Genomic DNA, 23,890 nt, shown 5'->3' with positions numbered 1-23,890 from the left:
CTCTAAAGTTGTATTCTAAAGTCTATAGATTTCAAATCATCTGCCACTTTAAAGGAATAATTAGAATCTCGATAGTTATAAACTATTTGCTTTAAAACCTTATCATTGATTTCCTTTAACGAACAATATTTTTGTGTCTGTTTTCCGAGTAACTTTTTAAGCTTATGTTTTAAAGTATGAAAATATGGATCTTCAACAAATTCGACCTTGATTATTTCTCCAGTATATGAAGGCAATTCTTCTCCTAAAAAATGTTCTACATGAGATAGAATATTATAGATCTTAACTGTTTTTGTTGGTTTTTGCAAAAGATCACTTTCCTCTTTACAAATAACCTTTCCCATCTCAGTTTGCCGTATTGGTTTTATTATTTCTTTTTCCATGTTACGTAAAAAATGTCGCTGATTGATTCGCATAATGTTTTTTACCCTGGGATTCCCGGTGATAATTTCGTCTTCTGAACCTGCAAAACTTTGATGCCAGTTATGGTTAAAATAGTGGGCTGCATTGGCCTCCCTTTTATAACCCACCTTTTCCATCCTTGCAAAAAGATCTTCATCCTCAGAACCATAAAAGTGGAAAAATTCATCGAAGCCATTCACCTCCAAAAAAGCTTCTTTAGATGCCAGGATCATTCCGTTCACATCGCCAAATCTGCTAGGCCGCAAATCCTCAAAATTATAACTTTGGGTCAATTTCCTTGATTCTGCCCTATCCAAATATCCCAGGCTAAAAAGAAAGAACTTGTCCTCAACCGCGAGATTATTAAGAAGTGTAATTGTCTCAGGATGAAAAACCAGATCCACATCTGCTATAAAGATATATGGAGTTTTGGTTTGCAAAATTCCATAATTCAGGGCTTTACTTTTGTTCCAGAGAAGTAGTGAAACTGGAAGAAAATAAGGAGTAACAAACTCATAGCTATTGCAAAGTTGTTTTAAATTATCAACTAAAGGTTCTTCACTGCCATAGTCCACAAAAACCACTCTGAATTTAGCTTCAGTTTGGTTTTTAATCGAATCAAAAGAAGCCTTAACTCGTTTTAGATCCCGGTTACGATTTGCATAGATAATAGACACCAAATTAACACCTTTTTGATTTTTTCTTGATAAATTTTTTAAACTCCTTTTTGTGAGATTTGAATTTAAAACTAATGCATTCTATGTAATGGATAAAATGTATTTGATTTTTCTCTTTTAATAAATTCCACAAATCTTTATTAAAAACATTTTCCTCTTTAGTGGCAAGAACCTTCCCTATAAATCGGTTTTTATTTTTATAATATTTTTTAATATTAAAAACTTTATCATATAAATGTAATTTTCCTAATAATTCAAGTGTTAATTCAGTTCTTAAACATTTTTCGCATTCAGAGCAATTTCCCCAGTTATTTTGTATGCTCGAATTGGTACAAACATCTAAATATTTATATGTCTGAGAATAGTTAGTTATTAAGTTTGTCCGTTCAGTTCTTGTTAGGTTTGCAGCCGATGAAAAAAAATTAATAGATTCTGTGGATAGCATACTTACATTTAAAAGGTCATAATCCCCTGAATCTATACTATTTAGGCTGAATTCATCAAACCTATTTGGAGACGCGTAATAATAGTTTTTAAAAAGTTTTTGGAGGTTTAAAATACAGGAAAAATTCCTCAAGGTATGTGTACTTTGAAAATTGATATTTAAAATTTCACTTAAATTAGTGTCAATTGAAATTACTTCTAAATTTTCCTCCTTCCCAAATTTTTTAATTTGCAATAATTTTTTTTGATATACCATTCTAGGGTTTTCACCTCCTAAATCTCCATGTGAACCGGCATTTAAAAATGTAAAAAATTGAATTCTATATGATCCCTTTTCAGTTAAATGATCATAATAAGTTGCAAATGAGTCAACACCACAGGACAATCCCGTCCCAGCTAATTTTCCGAAATTTAAATCGGATTCATTTAACACCTCCGCAAAAATATTAATTTTCTGAAATTTGGGATTTGCTAAACATAAAGCAGGTATCAAATAGTGATTTAAAGTATAATATAATCGTGCGGAAACCGGAGATTCTAATTTAATATTATTTCCGGTTTTTAAACCTAAAACAAGTATCCCTACCAGAAAAGCATCCAGGTTTTCTGTAACTAAGAATTGTTGAAATTTTTGAGGAAACTTGTACCAAAGTCTTTCCTCTTTTCCATCAATTTCTATTAAAGAAGAAATTACAGTGAATTCGTCTTGGGCAGTTATTTCAGGAGAATTAATTACAATCATTAATTAAAAGCTTATTTATTATTTCCTTTAAATAACACTCAGAAAGATACTCTTTCAATTCCGGTTTGCCCAATTTTATATTTCCATTTTGAAGATAAAGGTTATACAAATGCTTTATGAGTTTAACTATTTTTTCTACATCATCATTTTCTGACCAATAGATATAATCATCTCCCAATAATCTGTGTGATTCACTATAATAAGGTCCTAATAAAAGAATAGGTTTATCTGCCTGCACACAATGAGGAAATTTTCCAGGCAAAAAAGGACTTATTTCAGACTTGGCTTCAAGTATTATATTCACAGCTGCATGTTGCTGCATTTTAAAGACATTTATAAAATGTACGTAGGCTTCACTAACTTCCAATTCTTTTGTTTGATTTGCTTGGTTCTTTAGCCAGGGCGAAAAGACATTCTCTCCACCTAAAAATATTAGTTTTGAATGAAGCTTTGCTTCTGGATGTTCCTCGAGAAACATCTGAAAAGCTTTTACTAAAATCTTGGGATTTCTCGGTTCTAATAAAGTTCCTGCATGTAATAAATTAAAATCTTTGGGATTAAAATAATTAGGAAATCCTACTTCTTCAGTTGACAATTCGATTAACTGATGTGGAATTATCATCCCCGATTTTAAAAACCCGGGATAATAACTCCCCATCCAGTCCATTAAAAGTTTACTTGGAAAGGCACTATAAGTAGCTCTTTTGGAAATATCCCTAATAAATTTCCATTTCTGATAATAACCGGCTTCAACCCATGCAAAAGGCCTTGGATAAAGATGCATCGGATACGGGTCGTGAATATAGGCCATCCATTTTTTATGAAGTTCGGGCATCTTCAATAAAGAATGGTGGGGCCTGAAGCTTCCACCTTTGCTTAGCGTCATTACCAAGTCAGGGTTGAAATCCTGAATTTTTCGCAAAGCCTCAATTATGCTGTTACGATCATTAAAAAGCGTAAAGGAAAAACCAAAAATCTTTTCGAGGGGTCTACTAAGTGATATTTTAAATAAAAAACGAATATATCTCTCCATTCTGCTAAGAAAAAAAAGAGTACTCCATCTCTTTTCTTTTATTGCTACGCATGTTATTCCTGGTAATTGAATTTCTTTTAGGGTATAATGATATACCCGCAATTCAAACCCGGCTTTATGTAAATTTTGGATCAGTGCAACATTCGCCTTGGAACCACTGCTGTCTTCTACGTCAATAGATTCTACAACGACTAATATTTTCTTTTGGATTGGCAAATTATTGTTTGGGGTTATGGTTTGTTGTAAAACTATGCAATTTTAGTAAATCTAAGTAAGGGAACGTTAAAAGCTTTCAACTCTTGAGTTATTAATTCAAGTTTTTTTTCTTCTCTACATTCTCTATTCCATTTTCTAACTTCCAGGAACAAGCTCAATTTTCGAGCATCTTTCCACTCTTCTCCACTCCCGACCCTTCGGGGCGCTTTTCTCAATACCCAATACTAATTACTCAATACTATTTTTCAAGTACTCAACAATTCTAAAAGCCGCTTTCCCATCTCCATAAGGATTTTCAATTCCTGAAAAATCAAGAACATTATCTAATATCTTATTTGCCACTTCTACTATTTTGTTTTTATCTGTACCCACTAAAAAAGAAAAACCTGCCTCAATGCCCTCCATTCGTTCTGTCACTTCCCTTGTTACGAGCACTGGTTTTTTAAAAGTAGGTGCTTCTTCCTGAATCCCTCCGGAATCAGAAATTATAAGGTTGCACTCTTGCATCAACCAAAGCATGGTGGGATAAGAAACCGGCGCAATAAGGTGAATATTCTTTTTGTGACTGAGCAATTCCTGTACGAGACTGGTTACATTGGGATTTAAATGAACGGGATAGATCAATTCTACGTCATCCCTTTTTGAAAGTTCCAACAATGCTTCACATATATTGATGAGGCCTTCTCCAAAATTCTCCCTACGGTGACCTGTTACAAGAATCAGTTTTTTATTCGGCTTAAGTGAGGCTTTTATTTTCTTAATTTCTTGACTCAATGGTTCGGATTCCATTTTCTTAATTGCCCACTGCAAAGCATCTACCACGGTATTACCCGTAATACAAAGCTGATCTTTTGGTATTTGTTCTTTTAATAAATTAGAATTTGCTTTAGCAGTTGGAGCAAAATGAAAATCGGCGATCCTGGCCGTAAGTTGACGGTTTACTTCCTCGGGAAAAGGAGCCATTTTGTTATAGGTACGTAAACCTGCTTCTATATGCCCAACTTTAATCCGTCTATGAAATGCAGCAAGTGAAACTATTGCTGCGCTGGTGGTGTCTCCCTGAACCAAAACAAGTTCTGGTTGCTCCTTTCCCAATACCCTATCAATTTCATGAAGAATTTTTGAGCTGAGCTCATTTAGGGTCTGGTTTGGCTGCATTAAATCCAGATCATAATCAGGTACTATTTCAAAGAAATCCAAAACCTGATCTAGCATTTCCCGATGCTGCGCAGTAACACAAACTTTAAAGTCAAGTTTTTGATTTTTAAGCTCATGAATTACCGGAGCCATTTTTATGGCTTCTGGACGGGTGCCAAAACATACTAATATTTTCAATATTTCTTTAGTTTAGCTTTAAGGTTAAAAACTGGTTTTAAAACAGGATATATTTTATAACCCAACAAATACTTTAGTCTTTTTAAGGCGCCTGCATTTGAGCGCCTAAGAATTTTTTCTATTACCGAAATTTCATTTAATAAAAATCCTGTTCTTATAAAATACTGCACCAAATTTGAGGATAATAATCCCTTTTGGGATAAATTATCTATTACCAAATTAATAGCCAATAAATTGGAAGCCCTTCTTACCGAATTATTATTATAGAATTCTCCTGTGTTGGAGCAGGGATGTTTCCTGTTGTAATAAAGCACTTTATCTATTGAAATCCCTTTAATTCCAGTGGATAATATTCTGCTATAACATTCCCACTCCTCCGCATATAATAACCCTTCGTTAAATCTTTGATCTTCAAAACAGTTCCTTTTCCAAAGTACCGTGCATGATGCAAAAGGCAACTTGCCAATTACCATATTTTCAATATCATTAAGATCGACGAATTTTGATGTAAAACCAGAGTCAGATTTTAAGGTATCAGATTTCCATTCCCCAAAAAAAGGTTCTTTGTCGTATCTGCAAAAATATAATTCCTTATCAAATAAAAGTTTCGTACATATTTTAAGATTATCGGGATGCACAATATCATCATCATCAAAGAAGATGATATAATCTCCCTTGGCTAAATCTAACCCCTGATTACGACACCCCGGAAGTCCTTTAATGTAATCCTTTGAACGGGGTAAATATTTAAATCTTTCATCCTTATCCATAAAATGAGTTACCACATCACTAGTGTTATCTAAACTGCCGTCATCTATTATTAAACATTCCCAGTTTTTAAAAGATTGAACAACTATAGATTCAAGAGCCTCCACTAATAAGTGAGCCCTGTTATAGGTTGCCATTATTATGGTTACCTTAGGATGCTTCATAGACTAATATTTAAGATGTATTTTCAATCTAATTTTAGATTTTATAAAACAGCAAGCATTTTAAAAACAAATGCATCTCCTTTGTTTTTTTGAGTTTAATATTTATAATTTTTTTTGCTTTTATATAATCTAAGTAAAAGCTCAGATTATATCTTTTGTATCTAAATATAAATTTATCTACAACCAATTTTTCAAGATCGTCAACATAGTTTGAAAAACCTACTGGTTCAAAAAAAAGTGATTTATTTGAAGTTTTAAGCTTATTCTTCAATTTTTCAAAAAATTTAATGTCTTCTACATCAATTGCTTCATTTTTTCGGAAAATTCTTTTTAATAAATTTAACTCGTCGGGCTTTAAAATAAGATCAAGATTTTGGATTAACTTCAGCCTTACCTCAATAGCCGTATTCTCCTGTTCTGATGCCCTTTGACGAGATACTGAAGAATTATGCATTCTATATAATAGTAATTCTTCCTTTAGATTGTGCAGTTTCCCTTGAGGCAATAATTGCACCCACAGATCAAAGTCCTCAGAAGGCTCCATATTGGGATCATATTTTAAATGATATTTTTTAAAAACTTCATTCCTCAACATTACAGTAGGATGTGCAATACAATTACCCCATAAAAGATTTAATTTAATTTCTTCATATGAGGTAGGCACCAAAATTGTTTCATCATTTCCCATTACAGAATAAGAGGTACCACATAACATATATTCTAAGTTAGCTTCTAAAAAAGAAATTTGTTTTTCAAAACGCTTAGGTAAACTTATATCATCGCTGTCCATTCTGGCAATATATTTACCCTTAGCTATTTTCAACCCCAAATTCAAACTTTTTGTATATCCCGTGTTTTTAGGTTTTTCTATTAAATTTATACGTGGGTCTTTGTATGAATTTATTATTGAAATTGTTTGATCAGTAGAAGCATCATCGATAATTAAAAATTGAAAATCGGTAAAGGTTTGACTTAATATACTTTCAATTGCTTCCCTTACATAATGTTCACTATTATATACTGGCATGATAACCGTAATTGTAGGAGAAACATTTATAGTCGAATCCATTGGTCAGGTATTAGATCATTCGTGTCAATATCTTTGGCAAACCAGTTCTTAGGGGCTATAACAGTTTTGTTTGGGTTATTATTCAACCAGGCAGCCCACCAGCTAAAAGAACTATTGGCTATAATATTATGGGAACAGGAACTCATTAAGAACATATCTTTCCAGTTATTTTCACCCTTATTATGATCAATGAATAATTTAGGATTAGGCAGCGTTTCAAATTTTTCTTTAACCCATTCACTATCATCGGAAAAAAAAAATAGTTGAAAACCACTAAACTTGGAAACAAAAAAGTTTATAGCTTTCAAATAATAATCAATACTACAATTTCCATGAAAAGTTTTGGTTTTCATATCATTTATAAAATCACCTCTTCTTATATGAATAGAAATAGCAGTAGTTTCTTTTATTCTGTACAATAAAGAACTATTAACTTCGTCTAATTTATTTACAGGGAATTCAAAAATTTGTTTTACTAATGCTTCATAACCATCATAATACTTATAGCTTTGAAAATAACCATGTAAAATAACGGGAGGTTTCACCAATAGGGCTTCTGGATTAAAAGTAAATTTTTCTTCTAGAAATGTTTTTGGATAATTACAACCTAACTTCTTTCTAACCTTATTTAAAAAAGAAAGATTTGTAAACTTATTGACATGTAAATCAGAACTAATAAGATACTCATTATTAAAAATGTTAAGCTCAAAATCTCTAGGAGTATGACCAGGCTTTTTTTCTTTTAAGATAAAAAAACTTTTTTCCAATACAACTGGAGTATGGTTTTTTTCTCCAAGAATACGTGCAATTGCATATTGGAACATTTGATTACCCAAGCCACCCTGTAGTGAGATCAGGATCATATTTTAATAGCTGAAATGAAATAATCAAAACACAACAATTCAGAGAAAAGTTTTTTGATTCCTGATAATTTCTGAATTAATTTTTTTAACATCTTTGACATCAGTATAATTTTTATCGTAAAAGTTGATTAAATTTTTCGCATAGGCGAAATTTCCTAAATATGAAGAAATCATTAAAAAATCTTTTATTCAAATAAAACTGATCTCCGAAAGGTCCAGTCATTTGAGTTTTCACTAAATCGAATCCATTTGCTTTCATAAAGGATTCAATCTCGTTCCGTATTGGTTGTTCTTTATATAATGCCAAATCTGTAACCTCTAACCAAATAGATTTAAAATTCTTCAAAAAATTCATTGCACCGCAAAGAACTTGTAATTCGGCTCCTTGCACATCCATATGAACGAAGTCAATTTCATTAACACTTTTTGAGGTCAAAAAGGTTTCTAGGGTTGTAGTCTCTACTTGAATTTTTTCTTTAAATAATAACCATTTTGGATTATTATCAGCCATAGGCTTTAATAGCGAACTTGATTTATTTCCAAAATCCCAGTCAAATTGTTCAGTTCCTTCAGGCTGACCAGATGAAACATATAAATCAGTTACCCCATTAAAATCAGAAACAGCTTTAGCAACAAGTTCAATTCTATCTGCACAATATTTTTGGATATTTTCAATTATTATTTTCTGATTATTTGGCAATGGCTCAAAAATAAAAATCTTAGAAAAAGGAAAAATCCGAGAATATCGTAATGACTCTTCACCCTCACAACCTCCAATATCCAATATATTTATTTCATCCTCAGATCTAAATAACTTTAAAAGATCCTTCTTTAAGGGTGAGTCTTCAAGAATGTATTCTTCTCTATTGTATTTAGGCATTTCCTCTTATTATCTTAAAATAGGTTACAAAAAGTGTTATTTTATCAGAAAATTCATGTTTTAAAAATTTAATTTATTTTTTCTAAACTTTCTTTTATCCAATACTCATTCTTAACAAAAATGGAGTTAATATTAGTATCTGCATACAAAAGATAGCCCTTGCTAACAATATATTGAATTAAATTATCATTTTTCAAACCATTCCCACTTGTTGAAAAAGAAATAGTTTCAATACATATTACAATTGGGAAATTCTTAATAAAATCAATTTCTTTTACAATTTGTTCATCAACTCCTTCTGCATCAATACTTAAAAATTCAGGGAAAATTCCATTTGTATATTTTCGCAAAATATTTGTGAGCGAATTCACTTCAATTTTCACAATATCTTTAATTGCAAAGTTTCCTTCATTTGAATATTTTTCTGCTTCTTCCTTTGAAAAGGTATTTAATGTAGATGAAGAAATAACATAAAAATCTAAAAAATCCTTACACTTTCCTATGCCTATATTAATGTTTATATCTTCCTTTCTATATTTCAGAAATTCCTTAAATAAATTCGGATCTGGTTCTATATTTATACCTCTTGAGCCATTATTATAGAATAAGGCAGTATTACTAATGAAAAAAGGATGATGTGCACCGATATCAATATATGAAGGGCTTTTGATTCCAATGTAGTCAAAAATATATTTAACTATTAAATCTTCCCCACTCTGTGAAAAAGATTCTTTACGATATTTTCGTTTTGTACTAATAAATGGCTTTTTAATTGTCCATTTTGCTTTTCTTAATATTTTATAAATATATTTCAAGGCTTATCCATTGATAGTTCATATTTCATTTAATTTCAAAGTTCTTAGTATTCAAATATAATTTTTTAAAATTGGTATTTCTGATTTAGAAAGCAGTGTTTATCTATATTCCATTGTTTTACTTAAAAATTCTATTAACTAAGAAATACTCCAAGTTGTTATAGCGTTTTATATACCTTAATTTTGCCCTATGAATATTTGTTACATCATTCTTGCCCATGAAAACCCCCAACAGGTTAGCCGCCTAGTGAATAGGTTAAATGAGCCGTGGACAACATTTTATATTCATATAGACAAAAATGTTCTTATGGATCCTTTCGAAGCACCTTTTTTAAATAACAAGAAAGTGACATTCCTGAAATCAAATTATCGTGAATCAGGAATATGGGGTGATATAGGAATCGTCAAAGCTACACTTAATGCGATGAGAAAATGCTTACGAGAAAATAAACCGGATATTTTTATTTTGCTTAGTGGTCAAGACTATCCTTTAAAAAATAATCAGTTTATTTATGACCATTTTTATAATAATAAGGATGTAAATTATATTGATAAATATCCCATGCCTATGAAAATGTGGGAGAACGGCGGGTTAAAGAGGATTAACAGATACAAAATCAATAAATCTAAAAAAAGAGGGCACATCACCTTTTTACCTTCAATTTTTGACAGGGATTTCTATTCCTTAGAGACAGTCGGAAAAATTAATTTTTTGAGAAAAACGGGAAAGATTAAACATTTACTAAAAGTTTTGAAAAAGAGAAAATTTCCAAGTTACTTAAAACCTTTTGGAGGAAGTGTCTATTTTGCTCTACCTGTGGAAACTGTGGAAAATATAATTGAATTTGTAGATACTCATCCCGATTACCTAACCTACCATCACTATACTCTTTCGGCTGATGAAATTTTTTTTCACTCTATTATTGGCTATTTAAATGCAAAAGAAAATTTAAAAATTGAACCATCCCTTACTTATGTTAATTGGCGAAAGAAAAATGGTCCCCCGCCTTTAACTTTTGAACTTGAAGATTATGAAGAATTGAAGACTGCATCAAATAATTTTTTGTTTGCTAGAAAATTCAATATAAATCTGGATAAGAAAATTCTAGACAAATGTGACAATGATTTGCTGAAATAAAACTAATTTTTCACTATTCTATGGAAGAATTTAAGATCAAATATTATTTAGTTTTTTTATTTGATAAATAATAAACCTCCTTTTTAATTTCATAATCTCAATTAAACTGCAATATTGATAATAAAAAATAAAAAGTGAATTCCAATCTTTGAAACTCATTTTTTCTCGCTCTTTTTTAAATATTTCAAAGTTTAATAATAATACTCTTTTTTGAGTTTTTGAAAAATATTTCAATTTTTCAAAAACTAAATCATTTTGAAATCTTGAAGATGCCTCTTTCTTTAGTTCAAGATTATCTGTAGCAGTTGTAATATTTACTTCCGAATGCCTTACTAAAACAACACTTTCATTAATACTATAAATTTGTTTTGCTCCAGGAAAATCAAGCCATGCAATATCATCACTATGCCAACCAAGAGGATAATTTTTAAATTTATTTAAGGTGTAAGCTTCTTTTGTGAAAATATGTTCCGATAAAGAACTTCGAGTCTTCCCATTTAACCACCTAAAAAAAGAATCTGAAGCTTTTTCCCATTTCGGATGGTTAAAAACCGGAGACTTTGGAATACCTATTGAATCGATAACTTGAGAGGCAAATCTAATTACATTTGTTTTTCCAGTAAATTGAGAAAATTGTGCATAAAAATTTTCTACTACATTTACCTCTAATACATCATCATCTCCTAAAATCATGATCCATTCCTCCACTTTAATCATTTCAATACATCTGTCCCATTGTCCGGTTAAAGATGTTCCTCCTAAATTTTCATCAAATCCCTTATAGGTAATATTTAAAATGGTTTTAAACGAATCAATTAATCTTTCAGGCTTATCAGGAGAGGCATCATTGCCAATATAAACATTGAAATCTTTATTGGTTTGGGTAGCCAGAGAAGTAAGTGTCTCCTCAAAAAAATTGATTCTAAAAAAAGGAATAACTATGGCTAACATATTATAATACTGTTATTAAAATTATCGCTTATACTTTCCAAATAGTGTGAAGCCAAAAAAGGTTTTAAAAAAAAGGTCTATAACATATTTCTCACTTTGAATTTGTGCTTGATGATGCTTTTTAATTTTTTCTATCTGGACTCTTAACTCAAAAAAGGACCCGAATTGATTAACAAAGAAATCGGCATGTTTAATACTTATATAATTGTATAATTGCTTTGCTTCATTTTTCTTAATATTCGAATTCCGTGAATTTTGTTTAATTCTATAATAAAAACCTATTTCATCTATTTTTTTCACTTCCCCCCCATCCTTCAAAAGAGAAATCCAAAATTCCCAATCCTCCCAACCATTCTCCATCTTTTCATCATATCCATCAATCCTTTTCCAATCCACCTTCTTATAAAGAGCCGAGGAGAAAATTAAATTCTCATTTGCCAAATTTGACAAAGAAAATGTTGGTAATTTCCATAATCCATTAACTTCCCCGAATTTTTCGGCATTACAATAAACAAGTTTTAAGTTAGAATTTTCAACAAATTCCAATATTGCTAATTCAATATAATTTTTAGAAATTTTATCATCGGCATCCAATGGAAGTATAAATTCACCTTCTGCTCTAGTAATCCCATTATTTCTAGCATTGCTCACCCCCTTGTTCCCCTGTTCTAAATAACAGAATCTTTTGTCTTTGGCTAACCAATCCTTTACAATGTAAGCTGTATCATCAGTACTCCCGTCATTTACTACAATACATTCCCAATTTGAATAGGTTTGATCTAATACCGATTGTAAAGCATCGTCCAGATATGGTGCTTGATTGTAACAGGGTACAATAATAGAAATTTTGGGGTTTCTCATCTCAATAAATTAAATCCAATAAAATTTTTAAACACTGATTTTATGAAACTTCCACCTTCTTTCAATAGTATAACTTCCTCTTTTTATAATAACGATTAAATTCCCCGCAACAAAGAGCTCTAAACTGAAAATCGGATTATTGTACCATAATATTGAATATAGATTTTTTAATATAAAACGAGAATTCTCTGAATGATTATTCTTAATTCCAAGAAAAAAGAAATTGATTAATCTCTTATATAAAATATTATTTAGTTCAAAGTCCTTAATACTAAGACTTCTCTTTAGATTTTCAATAAGAATATAGGCTTCAGATTTTTTATGACTTTTATGATAATCTTGATTTTTTGTAGTTATAGTTCCAGCGTGCTGACGGTATAAAAAAAGTCTTTGAATATTTACAAGATATTTATCTTTTGTTAATTTAAAAAACAACCTAGAGAATAATTCTGCTTCCTGACCTCTAATTATTCGTGGATTAAAAAGTTCTTTATTATTTAAAAAAGACTTCCTAAAAATTACTGAATTTATAAGTATTGGTTGTTCCCAAACAACAAAATATTTAAATAAGTCAATATTATTTTTTAATAAAATTGGTTTCCTGTCCTCTAAAACAGCATTCGTTATAAAACCTGAGCAAATTATTAATTGAGTCTTCTCCTTAAATCCTCGGAGATTATCCTTCAAGAATTCGGGTAACATCACATCGTCACTATCAAACCAATTAATATAATGTCCTTTACTTATTTCAAAGCCATGATTTCTACAAGAATTTGCTCCTTTTATTAAACCCTTTGGTCTTTCATGAAATTGGATTCTGGAATCTTTTTCGCAATAGAACTCTGAAAGCTCCTCGGTGTAATCTGTGGACCCATCATCTACTAAGATACACTCCCAGTTTTGATAGGTTTGTGAAATTACAGAATCCAAAGTTTCCCCAAGTAAGTGGGCACGATTATAGGTGGGAATAATAATGGATATTATCGGATTCAATTTATGATTTAATATTAATTCAACTTAAATATTTTTCTTTATACACTTCCAATATTCCTTCTTCCAATTCAATCCTATGTTTCCACCCCAACCCGTGAATTAAGGAAACATCCAGCAATTTTCGAGGCGTGCCGTCGGGTTTGGCTTTATCCCAAACTATTTCCCCGTTGTATCCAACGATTTCACTAATCAGTTCCGCGAGTTCTTTTATCGAAATGTCTTTTCCTGTCCCTATGTTCAGACATGTATTTCCATGGTAAGTCTGAATTAAATGAAAACAGGCATCGGCAAGATCATCTACGTGTAAAAATTCCCTTTTTGGTTTTCCACTGCCCCAGACTTCAACCGTTTTGTTATTTTCGATTTTCGCTTCGTGAAATTTACGCAATAAAGCGGGCAAAACGTGCGCGGTTTCAAGATCGTAATTATCGTTGGGACCATAAAGATTGGTTGGCATTACCGAAATAAAATCACAGCCATACTGCCGTTTGTAATTTTCACACATTTTAACCCCGGCTATTTTGGCGATAGAATATGGTTCATTCGTGAATTCCAGCTCTCCGGTAAGCAAATAGGTTTCTTTTATGGGTTGTGGCGCCAGTTTTGGATATATACACGAAGATGCCAAAAACAACAATTTTTTAACCCCGTGCACATAACTTTGATGAATCACGTTGTTCTGGATCATCAAATTTTGATATAAAAAATCTGCTCTATATTTATTATTCGCTTCTATTCCTCCAACCTTCGCTGCCGCTAAAAACAAATATTCCGGCTTTTCCTCCTCAAAAAAATTTATTACCGACTGCTGATTTATTAGATCGAGTTCCTTAGACGTTCTCGAAATAAGATTTGAATAACCTTCCCTTTCTAATTTGCGTACAATTGCAGAACCCACCATCCCAGTATGACCTGCAATGTATATTTTAGAATCTTTCTTCATGTTCAAATTTCATTATTCATTATAATTAAGCGTTTCATGACCACCCTCTTTCAAATACTTCTCCTTTTTAAATAGTTTAATCTCTGAAGTCATCATATCTTCTACTAGTGCTACAATAGAATGTGTTGGCTCCCAGTTCAGTTTTTCCTTACATTTAGAGGCATCCCCAATAAGCATATCAACCTCGGTTGGACGAAAATATTTCGGATCGATCTTTATAATCTCTTTGCCAATTGGCAGCTGATATTCTGGATGATCACAAGACATTATCCTTCCTATTTCATTCTCCAATTCCCCTTCATATATTACACTAATTCCTAATTGTGCAAATGCTAAATTCACAAATTCCCTAACTGAAGTTGTAACACCAGTGGCAATCACAAAATCTTCAGGTTCATCTTGTTGTAGCATTAACCACATGGCTTGGACATAATCTTTTGCATGCCCCCAATCTCTTTTTGCGTCCAGATTCCCCAAATACAAAGTGTCTTGCATCCCAAAAGCTATTCTAGCTGCTGCTCGAGTGATCTTCCGGCTCACAAATGTTTCTCCCCTAAGCGGCGATTCATGGTTGAACAGGATCCCATTACATGCATACATTTCATAAGCTTCCCTGTAATTTACGGTAATCCAGTAGGCATACAATTTTGCTACTCCATACGGACTTCGCGGATAAAAAGGTGTTTTCTCAGTTTGCGGTACTTCCTGCACCTTGCCGTATAATTCTGATGAAGATGCCTGATAGATCCTAGTCTTTTTTGTAAGACCTAACAACCGTACTGCTTCCAATATTCGTAAGGTACCCAGCCCATCTATATTGCCTGTATATTCCGGCATGTCAAAACTAACCTTTACGTGAGACATTGCCCCAAGATTATAGATCTCATCGGGCTGCACCTCCTGGATAATGCGGGTAAGATTCATGGGGTCGCTCAGATCTCCATAATGCAATTTAAAGCGAATCTCCTTCTCGTGCGGGTCCTGGTATAAATGGTCTATCCTGTCTGTATTAAAAGAAGAGCTTCTTCTTTTAATCCCGTGAACTGTATATCCTTTTTTTAGTAAGAATTCTGCCAAATATGCGCCGTCTTGTCCCGTGATTCCTGTGATGAGGGCTGTTTTCATTTAATTATTTTATCAAAGTTCTTTTAACTGGTTTTTCAAATTGTAAAAATAATGACTTCAACTTAATACCAATAAAATTTCAAATATCAGTAGAACCATGAACTACTGCTATACCTCCAGTTTTCATTATAGTATTGTGTAATTACAAAATCCAGCATTACTCCAATCAGGTATGCACTATTATAATTGGGAATGATGAGGGAGATAAGTGATTGCAAGAAGTAATCTATTTTTAGCTAGCAAGATAAGCAAATGAAAGAAAGTAATAGTGAGATGTCTCCGGTTTTACATATTCATTTTCTGTCTCAAAAAAAGTATGCAGGCAAATCGAATCAAACCACAATTCACATTTTTAAAAAATCAGCAATGATAAAATAGTGGACTCCACAATTATCAATAAAGGATCTATTGAATTTTAGTGATAATTTGTTGACAAAAAAGCCTGTTCCAGAAAAATTTTAATTCAATTCCTAATTATAAAATTAATTAGTAAACTAACTTTTCAAACAGTCGAATCCAAACAGGTGTAGTTTTCTCTGGAAATATAAGATTTTTTAATGATTTACAGTTATTGCTATTTCCGTTATTTATATTATGATGATTTAATGAAAACATTTCAAGTGTTTTTGGAAGTTCAGAAAAGTTTTCAATTTCCAAGAAGCTGACCCCATTTCTTCTTAAAATCCCGTATGGCAACCAAGCTCCGGCTAAAGCCGTATTTCCTGCATATAAAACTTCAGTCATTGCAGCACTCAATGCATCTGAAATTGGCATTTGTATTAATAAATCAGTAATTAACCGAAGTAATGCAGTTTCTTTTGCATTAAAAAATTCAGTAATTATTATAAAATGTAATTCCAGTTCAATCCCTGCAATTTCTTGAAGAGAATTAATATATTTTTTATTTCCCCCATATCCCAAATGGATTAAAAAGGCAAATTTACAGGATACTATTTTAGGCAAAGTTTTAATTTGTTCAATCATTAATAAATGATTGTTTTCTGAAAATGCATTATGACCGAGGGCAACAACAATTTTATCCAATGGAATTGAATGCCTTTTTTTAAAATCATTTAAAATAGCAATATCCTCTCTATAAACATCTATTTCATTAAAAATGTTAATCCCTAATGTAAAAAGAAGATTAGTTAGCTTTAAACTGAATTTTCTGCCATATTTACAATAGAGAATTTCGGATAGTTCAGGAGTTTGAACTGTTATAACGTTTGATATTTCCAAAGCTTTTTTAACATAGAACACATTAGACACACCGGTGGCCCTCATCAAATCCGATCCCCAAAATGTACAAATAGTCTTGATTTTAGAGTTTAAAAAATATATTTCTTTTAAGTTTTCCGGTACGCAAAAATGAAAATGTACTATATCTAAGTCTAAGATATTAATAAAGTTTTCAACTCTGTATTTAGCTTTGGCAAAATCGAAAAGTAGGTTTTTTATTTCTTTAGATGATTTTCTCTGGCTTATTTCAAAAAAAATAATTTGCCAGAAAAATTTTGTTTTTGAAAAATCTAATATTGTTTTTCTTAATTCCCATTTTGGTATAAGTTCCGATTTAAAATCATAAAATTCTTCATATGGTAAATTCAAGGTTTCTACTTTTCCATTTGATAAATCAGAATATTTATCAATAGAAAATTTTAAATTATCATCCTTCTTAATAATTTCCCCATATAACTGGTTCAAAAAATTTGATTGTCCAATTCCTAATATTAATATTTTTATTTCATTATTCATCAAATAGGAAATTTGCAGGAAGGATTGCACCGCCTCCAATCCTATTTATTCTTCCTGTCTTCCAAATATCTCCTGGCAAGACATTTACTTCCATGGCATTTTGGATAACATCCAAAAAATTTTCAGGGTTAGTATCTACTTCGGAAAGAAATATTCGGATATCATATTTGTCTCCTCTCAATAGTAATTGCGGAATTTTCAAATAGAAATAATCTTTTTGTGCCAAATTTTCAAAATTTGCCCCCATCTCATCATCAATAAACGAAAGTACATAGTCCTCTTGATTATTTTGAAAATTTATAGCAACTCTCAATTTAGAATATTTTATTTCTTCAAATTTTTTAATTGAAACTTTAATTATAAGCATCTCACCCGAGATGACATGTTCTATTGATTCAAAATTTTCATTAAGTAGTTGAATATCCTCAACTCTAATCTTTCCACTTCCAACACGATCTTTTCTATCTATTAAAAGAGATTTTTTTAAATTAACCTTCTTTCTTAAATAAAAATCAACAGCATCTTTCGAATTCCCCTCATAACCCGTAGAACCATTTTCCAACACAATTCCTCTATCACACAAACTCTTTACACTCGCCATATTATGGCTTACGAAAAGAACTGTTCTACCCTCACCTTGAGCTAAATTTTTCATTTTACCAATTGCCTTTTTTTGGAACTCTGCATCCCCAACAGCCAACACCTCATCTACCACTAGAATCTCGGGTTCCAGATGTGCTGCTACGGCAAAACCAAGGCGCACCGTCATCCCACTGCTGTAGCGTTTCACAGGCGTATCTATATACATCTCACAACCGGAAAAATCTATAATTTCGTCCAGCTTTCTTTTAATCTCTGTCTTGGACATTCCTAATACAGCGCCGTTCATAAAAATGTTTTCCCGGCCTGTTAGTTCCCCGTGAAACCCAGTACCTACTTCTAGCAAAGATGCAATCCTGCCTCTGGTTTTAATACTGCCGGTGGTAGGGGAAGTCACCCTGGATAAAATTTTGAGCAAAGTAGATTTTCCTGCACCATTTTTTCCTATAATTCCTAAAACCTCACCTTGTTTTACTTCAAAATTGATATCCTGCAACGCCCAAACGTAATCTTCAGTCGCCTTCGAGCTGCGGTCGTTTAACGCGCCCACTTTTAAATAGGGATCTTCTTTCCCGCACAAGCCTGCCCACCAGCGGTTTAGGTCATGTCCAAGTGTTCCCGTACCAACCTGTCCCAGACGGTATTGTTTGGAGATATTTTCGGCTTTGAGGATAATACTCATTTTATTCGTTTACTTTTTAATGTTTTCGGTTTATTTTAATTTCTATTTACGAAGCGAAACTAAGAAAAATGTCGGTATGAAAATATTCACTTAATAAAAAACAAAGATCATGTCGAAAGATACAAAATCCCCCCTTTCGGGTAAGAGTACTGTAATTAAAAAATTAGTTACGAAACCACAAAATAAGTTTAAGTTTGAAATTTGAAAGACTAAATTAGACGGTTTATTGTACATTATTCTGTTTTTTATAAATAATAAAATCAGGCAATTTTTTGTAATTGAAAAAAATAAATCACAAAAGAAAAAATAGAAATTTAGGATATTTATGAAATTGACCAGAATTCTTTCTGATAGACATTATAATATTTGGCCTAGTTGGCATATAGTATATGAATGGGAAAATGAAATTTCCAGTTCCCTAAATCTTCAAATAACAAATAGTCCTAAAACAAATAACTTTTTTTATAGAAAATTTAAAAACATAGACAATAGAATGTTTAATGGTAAATTAAATGATCTTTTGTACGAGATGTTAAATCCTACTCCTGAGTTGTCTTTATACTTTGAAATGCTCCCAACTTTATTTAAAAGCTTTTCTAATAATACAAAAACAATTCCTGTAATTGTCGATTTTTTTGATAAGTCAAATATTGAACTTTTTAAGAAAACATATAAACAATGCCCATGTCTATTAATTACCAGTCTTGAAGTGTTGAATTTTCTGCAAGAAAACCATTTTAGAAATAAATTGATTCATTTCCCAATGAGTTTGCCTTCAATCTACAAACTAGAACCTGACCAATGGTTCGAAAAAAAATATGATATTGTATTAGCAGGCAGGACAAATCCTATTCTATGGAAGTATCTTAAACAATATGAAACACAACATCCTGAAATAGAATATCTTCAACAAATTCAACAAAACGGAGAGCTTTATTATAGGAGTAATAAAAGAGGAATTATTGGGAAAGTTCATTCACGACAAGATTATATAAACCTCATTAGATCAGGTAAAATTTCCTTTTACGCCACCCCTGGCATAGATGGAGGAGAAAAAAGGACAAATGGATTCAACCCTGTTACTCCCAGGCTTTTTGAACTATTATCGGCCGGTTGCCATATTATAGCAAGGTATCCTAAGAATATAGAAACAGATTTTTATCAATTAGAAACAATATGTCCTTCCATAAATTCCTATGATGAATTTGAAAAACATTTAAAAATTGCATTAAAATCAATTCAACCGATAAAAAAGAATTCGGAATACCTCTTAAAGCATTATACAGCCACTAGAATTGAACTATTGAAAGAAATAAAATGAAAAAATCGATTATTATAACTAGCATATTTGATCCTACTGAAGCAATTAAGGCCTTTGCCCAATTAAAGGATTACAATTTAATTGTTATTGGCGATAAAAAATCCCCGGAAAATTGGAGTTGTGAGAATGTTACTTATCTATCAGTTAATGATCAGAATAAATTGAACTTTCAGATATTAAAATTTTTACCTTACGATCATTATTCCAGAAAAATGATAGGGTATCTATTAGCGATTAAAAATAATGCTGATTTTATAATTGATACCGATGATGACAACATACCGAAAGAAAATTGGAGTTTTCCTCAATTTAACTATGAATACGATTGTATTAAAAAAAACATAGGTTTTGTTAATGTTTATCAATTATTTACAAAGCAAAAAATATGGCCAAGAGGATTGCCTCTAAACTTAATAAATAAAGAATATAACTTCAATGATATGATTTCATTGAAAAATTGTAATGTCGGGATTTGGCAAGGTTTAGCCGATGAAGACCCGGATGTTGATGCAATCTATCGCCTAACAAGTGATACGCCCTGCTATTTTGAAGAAAGAAAACCCATAGTCCTTTCTGCTGGGACTATTTGTCCTTTTAACACTCAAAATACAATGATAATTAAGCAATTATTTCCGCTATTATACTTACCCACTTTTGTTACTTTCCGTTTTACTGATATACTAAGAGGCCTTGTTGCCCAACCTATTATGTGGTTATATAATTATCAACTTGGTTTTATAAATGCAACGGTTGTACAAAAAAGAAATCCCCATGATTATATGAAGGATTTTATTTCGGAATTACCAATGTATGAGCATTGTGACAAAATTATGGAAATTGTAAGTAGTGCAATATCACCTGCGAATGATATAGCAGATAACTTACGATTAGCATATCAGGCCTTATTTGAAAAATCAGTTGTATCAAAGGAAGAATTAATTACACTTGACGCTTGGTTGGATGACATAAAACACTTTCAGTAAATATTATGTTTTCATTATTGGATATATATACTATACTGGGTAGTGCTCTTTTAGAAAATTTCCTTTTATAAAGACGTGAACAATATTTTGGATAGAAACAAAAACTACACCTTTGGAGTCAGATTCGAAGGTATATTGGAAGGTTTGGTGGCCTGTAAAAAAAAATAAGCCCATAATCTGGCAATGGGGAAGTGCCCTAATTATTTAGAAGTTGGAAATTAGTGTTTTATGTTTTTTGTGGTTTATTGATTTGTTAATCCGTGATTTATTGATACATTCTCCAGCCTTCATCCTCTATCGTCATTTTTTCTCAATCCACAAGCTACTTCCCGAGCCTTTAACTGCCAGGGGGATTTCATTAAATGATTCTTGATGATGTTTGTGTAAATAATCAGTAAAAAATCTGATATCAAACTTATCATTATTCATTAAAAATGCCTTCAAAAAATAAGCCTCATTCCAACCATAGCCTTTGAAAACCCAATCTTTTGGGTATTCAAAAGGATAAAAAATATCATGAAAATGGATTAGCACTCCATATTTTAAGGCTGGCAAAATTTCAAAAAGGATATAATTCACATCACTTCCGGTTTTCACTGCATGAGTACTGTCCACAAATAATATATCTCCCGCTTGTAGTTTTTTGAAAACTTCCAAAGGAATTAATTGTACATCACTTTTAATAACTGTAGTTTGGTTTCTATCGGTCTTTGTCATCATTGGAATTAACCGTTCTTCCGGATGAGGCTCAATAAATGTGATGTCTATTTTATTGTCAAAAAACAGTTCATTTGTGTCCAACATATTAGCAGAAGAAAAACCTGACCCAATTTCAATGATCCTTTTAGGTTTAAAGTGCCGAATCATTGAATAAAGAATAATCCCATCACTGTAACTATAATAAGCATTATCAAACCGGTACCGGAGATTAGGTTGCTTTTTCCTTGTAAAAGGGAGTTCAGCATAATACCCGCTAAAACTGTTCAATAATTTTATTTGCTCTTCAGTTTTTAAGTCAATTCCCGGGACCCCATCTTTATTTACGTTTTTCCATATTTCCAGTTCCCTTTTTTTAATGTCATCAATTGAAACAACGGTTGAATAATAATGACCTGCTGGAAAGCGGGAATTCAAACTTGTTTTATAAAGTGTTTTAACATGCGGCAATTTATTTAGTAAACTTTTGAATATGTTTTTAAATCTTTTTTTTACTTTCATCAGGTATATATTTTTTACTCTTGCTATCCAGAGTGCTTGTTGCCAGATGCACCTATTAGCGATCGAAGCTATTTGTTGATTAAACCATCATCATGAGATTAATTGTCTTCCGTCACGAGTCTACCATCATAGCGTCACTCCATCCCTACTCTTCCTGTACACAATTAACTGACTTCTGGTAAATGGCTTATTCAGAAAATCGGGTAGCAAATGCTCACTCTTTAAAGCCCATTGCTTGAATTTATTCCTTCTTTTCCCCCAGCCAAATAACCGGCTAAATCTTTCGAGAGTTCCCACAGGTATAATTTCAACTTCCTTAAAAAATTCCTTTCCTGCTTTTTCCCAATGATTGGAACTAAAACTCCTGTCAGGATGCGGATCACTCTCCTTCCATTTAGCAAAAGCAGATTTATTAAATTTAGAGGGCCTGCCCCCAATTGGGATATGCCAACGTATCTCATCCAAGATCTTAGAGTTTACGGCCGGCTCAAAAAAACGTGCTTCCCCATCAGGTTTTAATAGCCTAACGGTTTCTTTTAAAAATAACTTCTCTACCGGAATGGTCAAATGGTGTAAAAAGGCCTTTCCCACAACAAAATCGAAGCTTTTGGAGGGTAAGTTGTTTTCTAAAAAATCGCCTTCCACAAAAATGATGGGATGTTTAAAGTTATAATTTTCGTTCAACTTCCGCACAATTTCGCCACTTGCTGAAGCTATGTCATTGGCATAAACCTCAGCTCCCAAAGCTGCCATTACAGCGGCATTTGTACAATCCCCACAGCCCATTTCCAGTACTTTCTTGCCTTTTATTTTCTCTCTGAAATTGGTCTGATATAACCCAAACCAGCTAGTTTCTGTAGTGGTTGCAAAATCCAGAAAAGAATCCAGATTATTGATCCAATGAAGAATATTGCTGATGGGATAATTGGCGTACAGCGCTTCAAAGTGAAGTTTATTTTTTTCCTGATTTTGGTCTTCCGGGTTCATCTTAATAATTAAAGCAGCAAGTTAGAAATTCAAATGTAATCTTTCTTTTCTTTTCACTCTTAGCTTTCCACTTCACTCTTCTCCTAACTTAACGGACAAACTCTCATCAAGCCTTCACACAACTTGTCAACCCTCCCCACCTCCGGTAATCCGGAATATTTTTCAAATAAACTTTCAATTTCCTGAAGACTCAATTTTCTATTTAGGAATTCTGACTGATAAAAAGGAATTTCCACCGATTCCAGATAATCCCGATATTTAATTCCATCTCCAAAAATCTTATTCGAAAACTTCACCCATATACTCGGTATTTCATAAGCGTGAGAAACTATCACCCCATGTAAAGAGGAAGAAATTGTTTTTTCGCAACTAATTATTTGCCTAGTAACCTCTTCTATATCCATCGTCATAAGATCAATCACCAGGATCTCTGGATCATTCTTATAATTTTCTGAAACAAATTTAAAATCGTGATAATGCGGAATGATCCCTAATTTGTATTTTTTCTCAACTTTCGGTTGGTAATATTTCGGCATTAGCAATGCAGGATCTCCATATACCTCGGGACACTCATAGCCTAACTCGAATAAGAATTTTCTGGTTTGAGGTCCTCGCACCGCGCGGAAATCAGCTTTTTCTATGGCTTGCTCATTATCAATTATTCCACTTCCCCACACTATACTGTCTTTGGACGCGTGATGAATAACACTTCCAATAGTGACATAATTTTTTTTATCCCATTTATACCAAGGCTGCTTTTTAGGATGAATCCACTTTACTTTTTTTCCTGATATTTTCTCCACCAGATATTTAGATAGCAAATCTCCATAATTCTCTTTTTGTTTAAAGATGAATTTTATCTCGCTCCAGTAGAATAATGGGATGGTTTGGGATGGCATCGATTTTGGGTTTTTCTTAATTTCAA

General features: G+C 32.1%; 22 protein-coding genes. 3 read left to right on the top strand and 19 right to left on the bottom strand.

The genetic code is table 11. The annotated features are described in order from the left end of the window. Window positions 1-2 precede the first annotated feature (2 nt). The 9 genes from BC962_RS13825 to BC962_RS13780 all read right to left on the bottom strand — a co-directional run bounded on the left by BC962_RS13825 (window position 3) and on the right by BC962_RS13780 (window position 9,408). Complete coding sequence (locus BC962_RS13825) at window positions 3-1,079, bottom strand: glycosyltransferase family 2 protein (RefSeq protein ID WP_245984213.1); 1,077 nt, start codon at window positions 1,077-1,079, stop codon at window positions 3-5. A 4-nt stretch (window positions 1,080-1,083) separates the two neighbouring features. After that, the gene (locus BC962_RS13820) at window positions 1,084-2,265 is read right to left on the bottom strand and encodes a hypothetical protein (protein WP_121346601.1); all 1,182 of its coding nucleotides are present in this window, start codon (window positions 2,263-2,265) and stop codon (window positions 1,084-1,086) included. After that, entirely contained in the window at window positions 2,252-3,514 is a 1,263-nt protein-coding gene (locus BC962_RS13815; protein ID WP_183075516.1) for a UDP-glycosyltransferase, read from the bottom strand. Before BC962_RS13815 ends, BC962_RS13820 begins: the two co-directional genes overlap by 14 nt. A 228-nt stretch (window positions 3,515-3,742) precedes the next feature. Then, entirely contained in the window at window positions 3,743-4,852 is a 1,110-nt protein-coding gene (gene wecB, locus BC962_RS13805) for a non-hydrolyzing UDP-N-acetylglucosamine 2-epimerase (protein ID WP_121346599.1), read from the bottom strand. After that, the gene (locus BC962_RS13800) at window positions 4,846-5,781 is read right to left on the bottom strand and encodes a glycosyltransferase family 2 protein (RefSeq protein WP_121346598.1); all 936 of its coding nucleotides are present in this window, start codon (window positions 5,779-5,781) and stop codon (window positions 4,846-4,848) included. Before BC962_RS13800 ends, wecB begins: the two co-directional genes overlap by 7 nt. 34 nt (window positions 5,782-5,815) lie before the next feature. Continuing rightward, window positions 5,816-6,850 carry a glycosyltransferase family 2 protein gene (locus tag BC962_RS13795; RefSeq protein WP_121346597.1) on the bottom strand — a complete coding sequence of 345 codons (1,035 nt, stop codon included), beginning with the start codon at window positions 6,848-6,850 and terminating at the stop codon, window positions 5,816-5,818. Continuing rightward, window positions 6,835-7,686 (bottom strand): alpha-1,2-fucosyltransferase, encoded by an 852-nt coding sequence (locus tag BC962_RS13790; protein WP_245984211.1) that lies wholly within the window; start codon window positions 7,684-7,686, stop codon window positions 6,835-6,837. Before BC962_RS13790 ends, BC962_RS13795 begins: the two co-directional genes overlap by 16 nt. Window positions 7,687-7,825: 139 nt before the next feature. Then, complete coding sequence (locus tag BC962_RS13785) at window positions 7,826-8,593, bottom strand: FkbM family methyltransferase (RefSeq protein ID WP_121346595.1); 768 nt, start codon at window positions 8,591-8,593, stop codon at window positions 7,826-7,828. A gap of 68 nt (window positions 8,594-8,661) precedes the next feature. After that, window positions 8,662-9,408 (bottom strand): FkbM family methyltransferase, encoded by a 747-nt coding sequence (locus tag BC962_RS13780; RefSeq protein ID WP_220660187.1) that lies wholly within the window; start codon window positions 9,406-9,408, stop codon window positions 8,662-8,664. Window positions 9,409-9,598: 190 nt separating this feature from the next. Here BC962_RS13780 and BC962_RS13775 point away from each other — a divergent pair, with 190 nt between their 5' ends. Beyond that, window positions 9,599-10,546, top strand: coding sequence for a beta-1,6-N-acetylglucosaminyltransferase (locus BC962_RS13775; RefSeq protein WP_121346594.1), 948 nt, complete (start codon window positions 9,599-9,601; stop codon window positions 10,544-10,546). Between the two features lie 36 nt (window positions 10,547-10,582). Here the strand turns inward: BC962_RS13775 and BC962_RS13770 are convergent, their stop codons facing one another. The 7 genes from BC962_RS13770 to BC962_RS13740 all read right to left on the bottom strand — a co-directional run bounded on the left by BC962_RS13770 (window position 10,583) and on the right by BC962_RS13740 (window position 18,456). After that, entirely contained in the window at window positions 10,583-11,497 is a 915-nt protein-coding gene (locus tag BC962_RS13770) for a glycosyltransferase family A protein (protein WP_121346593.1), read from the bottom strand. A 21-nt stretch (window positions 11,498-11,518) separates the two neighbouring features. Next, on the bottom strand, window positions 11,519-12,358 hold the full coding sequence (locus tag BC962_RS13765) for a glycosyltransferase family 2 protein (RefSeq protein ID WP_121346592.1): 840 nt from the start codon (window positions 12,356-12,358) through the stop codon (window positions 11,519-11,521). Between the two features lie 27 nt (window positions 12,359-12,385). Beyond that, on the bottom strand, window positions 12,386-13,351 hold the full coding sequence (locus BC962_RS13760; RefSeq protein WP_183075515.1) for a glycosyltransferase family 2 protein: 966 nt from the start codon (window positions 13,349-13,351) through the stop codon (window positions 12,386-12,388). A 19-nt stretch (window positions 13,352-13,370) separates the two neighbouring features. Next, complete coding sequence (locus tag BC962_RS13755) at window positions 13,371-14,294, bottom strand: GDP-L-fucose synthase family protein (protein WP_121346590.1); 924 nt, start codon at window positions 14,292-14,294, stop codon at window positions 13,371-13,373. Between the two features lie 12 nt (window positions 14,295-14,306). Next, window positions 14,307-15,419 carry a GDP-mannose 4,6-dehydratase gene (gmd, locus tag BC962_RS13750; protein WP_121346589.1) on the bottom strand — a complete coding sequence of 371 codons (1,113 nt, stop codon included), beginning with the start codon at window positions 15,417-15,419 and terminating at the stop codon, window positions 14,307-14,309. Between the two features lie 486 nt (window positions 15,420-15,905). Continuing rightward, the gene (locus tag BC962_RS13745) at window positions 15,906-17,174 is read right to left on the bottom strand and encodes a hypothetical protein (protein ID WP_121346588.1); all 1,269 of its coding nucleotides are present in this window, start codon (window positions 17,172-17,174) and stop codon (window positions 15,906-15,908) included. Beyond that, entirely contained in the window at window positions 17,167-18,456 is a 1,290-nt protein-coding gene (locus BC962_RS13740; protein WP_121346587.1) for an ABC transporter ATP-binding protein, read from the bottom strand. The genes BC962_RS13745 and BC962_RS13740 overlap by 8 nt, the downstream gene beginning before the upstream one ends. Before the next feature lie 493 nt (window positions 18,457-18,949). On the opposite strand from BC962_RS13740, the gene BC962_RS13735 reads away from it, so the two are divergent. Beyond that, window positions 18,950-19,777 (top strand): hypothetical protein, encoded by an 828-nt coding sequence (locus BC962_RS13735; protein WP_147405659.1) that lies wholly within the window; start codon window positions 18,950-18,952, stop codon window positions 19,775-19,777. Continuing rightward, window positions 19,774-20,760, top strand: coding sequence for an STELLO glycosyltransferase family protein (locus BC962_RS13730; protein WP_121346585.1), 987 nt, complete (start codon window positions 19,774-19,776; stop codon window positions 20,758-20,760). The genes BC962_RS13735 and BC962_RS13730 overlap by 4 nt, the downstream gene beginning before the upstream one ends. A gap of 300 nt (window positions 20,761-21,060) precedes the next feature. Here BC962_RS13730 and BC962_RS13725 read toward each other — a convergent pair whose 3' ends face one another. The 3 genes from BC962_RS13725 to BC962_RS13715 form a co-directional block, all read right to left on the bottom strand. Continuing rightward, window positions 21,061-21,978 carry a class I SAM-dependent methyltransferase gene (locus BC962_RS13725; protein ID WP_121346584.1) on the bottom strand — a complete coding sequence of 306 codons (918 nt, stop codon included), beginning with the start codon at window positions 21,976-21,978 and terminating at the stop codon, window positions 21,061-21,063. A gap of 126 nt (window positions 21,979-22,104) precedes the next feature. Next, on the bottom strand, window positions 22,105-22,965 hold the full coding sequence (locus tag BC962_RS13720) for a class I SAM-dependent methyltransferase (protein ID WP_121346583.1): 861 nt from the start codon (window positions 22,963-22,965) through the stop codon (window positions 22,105-22,107). 83 nt (window positions 22,966-23,048) lie between these two features. Continuing rightward, a complete protein-coding gene (locus BC962_RS13715; RefSeq protein WP_121346582.1) occupies window positions 23,049-23,864 on the bottom strand; it encodes a polysaccharide pyruvyl transferase family protein in 816 nt (271 codons plus the stop codon). Window positions 23,865-23,890 lie beyond the last annotated feature (26 nt).

Origin of the sequence: Gillisia mitskevichiae (assembly GCF_003634585.1) — a bacterium.
GTDB lineage: Bacteria > Bacteroidota > Bacteroidia > Flavobacteriales > Flavobacteriaceae > Gillisia > Gillisia mitskevichiae.
This window is presented reverse-complemented; position numbering and strand designations above follow the sequence as displayed.

What these genes read in the sequence shown, in the direction of transcription:
- BC962_RS13765 (WP_121346592.1), bottom strand. Translation starts at nt 12,358, where the DNA reads ATGAGAAACCCCAAAATTTCTATTATTGTACCCTGTTACAATCAAGCA.
- gmd (WP_121346589.1), bottom strand. Translation starts at nt 15,419, where the DNA reads ATGAAAACAGCCCTCATCACAGGAATCACGGGACAAGACGGCGCATAT.
- BC962_RS13820 (WP_121346601.1), bottom strand. Translation starts at nt 2,265, where the DNA reads ATGATTGTAATTAATTCTCCTGAAATAACTGCCCAAGACGAATTCACT.
- BC962_RS13755 (WP_121346590.1), bottom strand. Translation starts at nt 14,294, where the DNA reads ATGAAGAAAGATTCTAAAATATACATTGCAGGTCATACTGGGATGGTG.
- BC962_RS13725 (WP_121346584.1), bottom strand. Translation starts at nt 21,978, where the DNA reads ATGAAAGTAAAAAAAAGATTTAAAAACATATTCAAAAGTTTACTAAAT.
- BC962_RS13785 (WP_121346595.1), bottom strand. Translation starts at nt 8,593, where the DNA reads ATGCCTAAATACAATAGAGAAGAATACATTCTTGAAGACTCACCCTTA.
- BC962_RS13740 (WP_121346587.1), bottom strand. Translation starts at nt 18,456, where the DNA reads ATGAGTATTATCCTCAAAGCCGAAAATATCTCCAAACAATACCGTCTG.
- BC962_RS13735 (WP_147405659.1), top strand. Translation starts at nt 18,950, where the DNA reads ATGTTTAATGGTAAATTAAATGATCTTTTGTACGAGATGTTAAATCCT.
- BC962_RS13715 (WP_121346582.1), bottom strand. Translation starts at nt 23,864, where the DNA reads ATGCCATCCCAAACCATCCCATTATTCTACTGGAGCGAGATAAAATTC.
- BC962_RS13730 (WP_121346585.1), top strand. Translation starts at nt 19,774, where the DNA reads ATGAAAAAATCGATTATTATAACTAGCATATTTGATCCTACTGAAGCA.
- BC962_RS13795 (WP_121346597.1), bottom strand. Translation starts at nt 6,850, where the DNA reads ATGGATTCGACTATAAATGTTTCTCCTACAATTACGGTTATCATGCCA.
- BC962_RS13720 (WP_121346583.1), bottom strand. Translation starts at nt 22,965, where the DNA reads ATGAACCCGGAAGACCAAAATCAGGAAAAAAATAAACTTCACTTTGAA.
- BC962_RS13800 (WP_121346598.1), bottom strand. Translation starts at nt 5,781, where the DNA reads ATGAAGCATCCTAAGGTAACCATAATAATGGCAACCTATAACAGGGCT.
- BC962_RS13770 (WP_121346593.1), bottom strand. Translation starts at nt 11,497, where the DNA reads ATGTTAGCCATAGTTATTCCTTTTTTTAGAATCAATTTTTTTGAGGAG.
- BC962_RS13745 (WP_121346588.1), bottom strand. Translation starts at nt 17,174, where the DNA reads ATGAATAATGAAATAAAAATATTAATATTAGGAATTGGACAATCAAAT.
- BC962_RS13775 (WP_121346594.1), top strand. Translation starts at nt 9,599, where the DNA reads ATGAATATTTGTTACATCATTCTTGCCCATGAAAACCCCCAACAGGTT.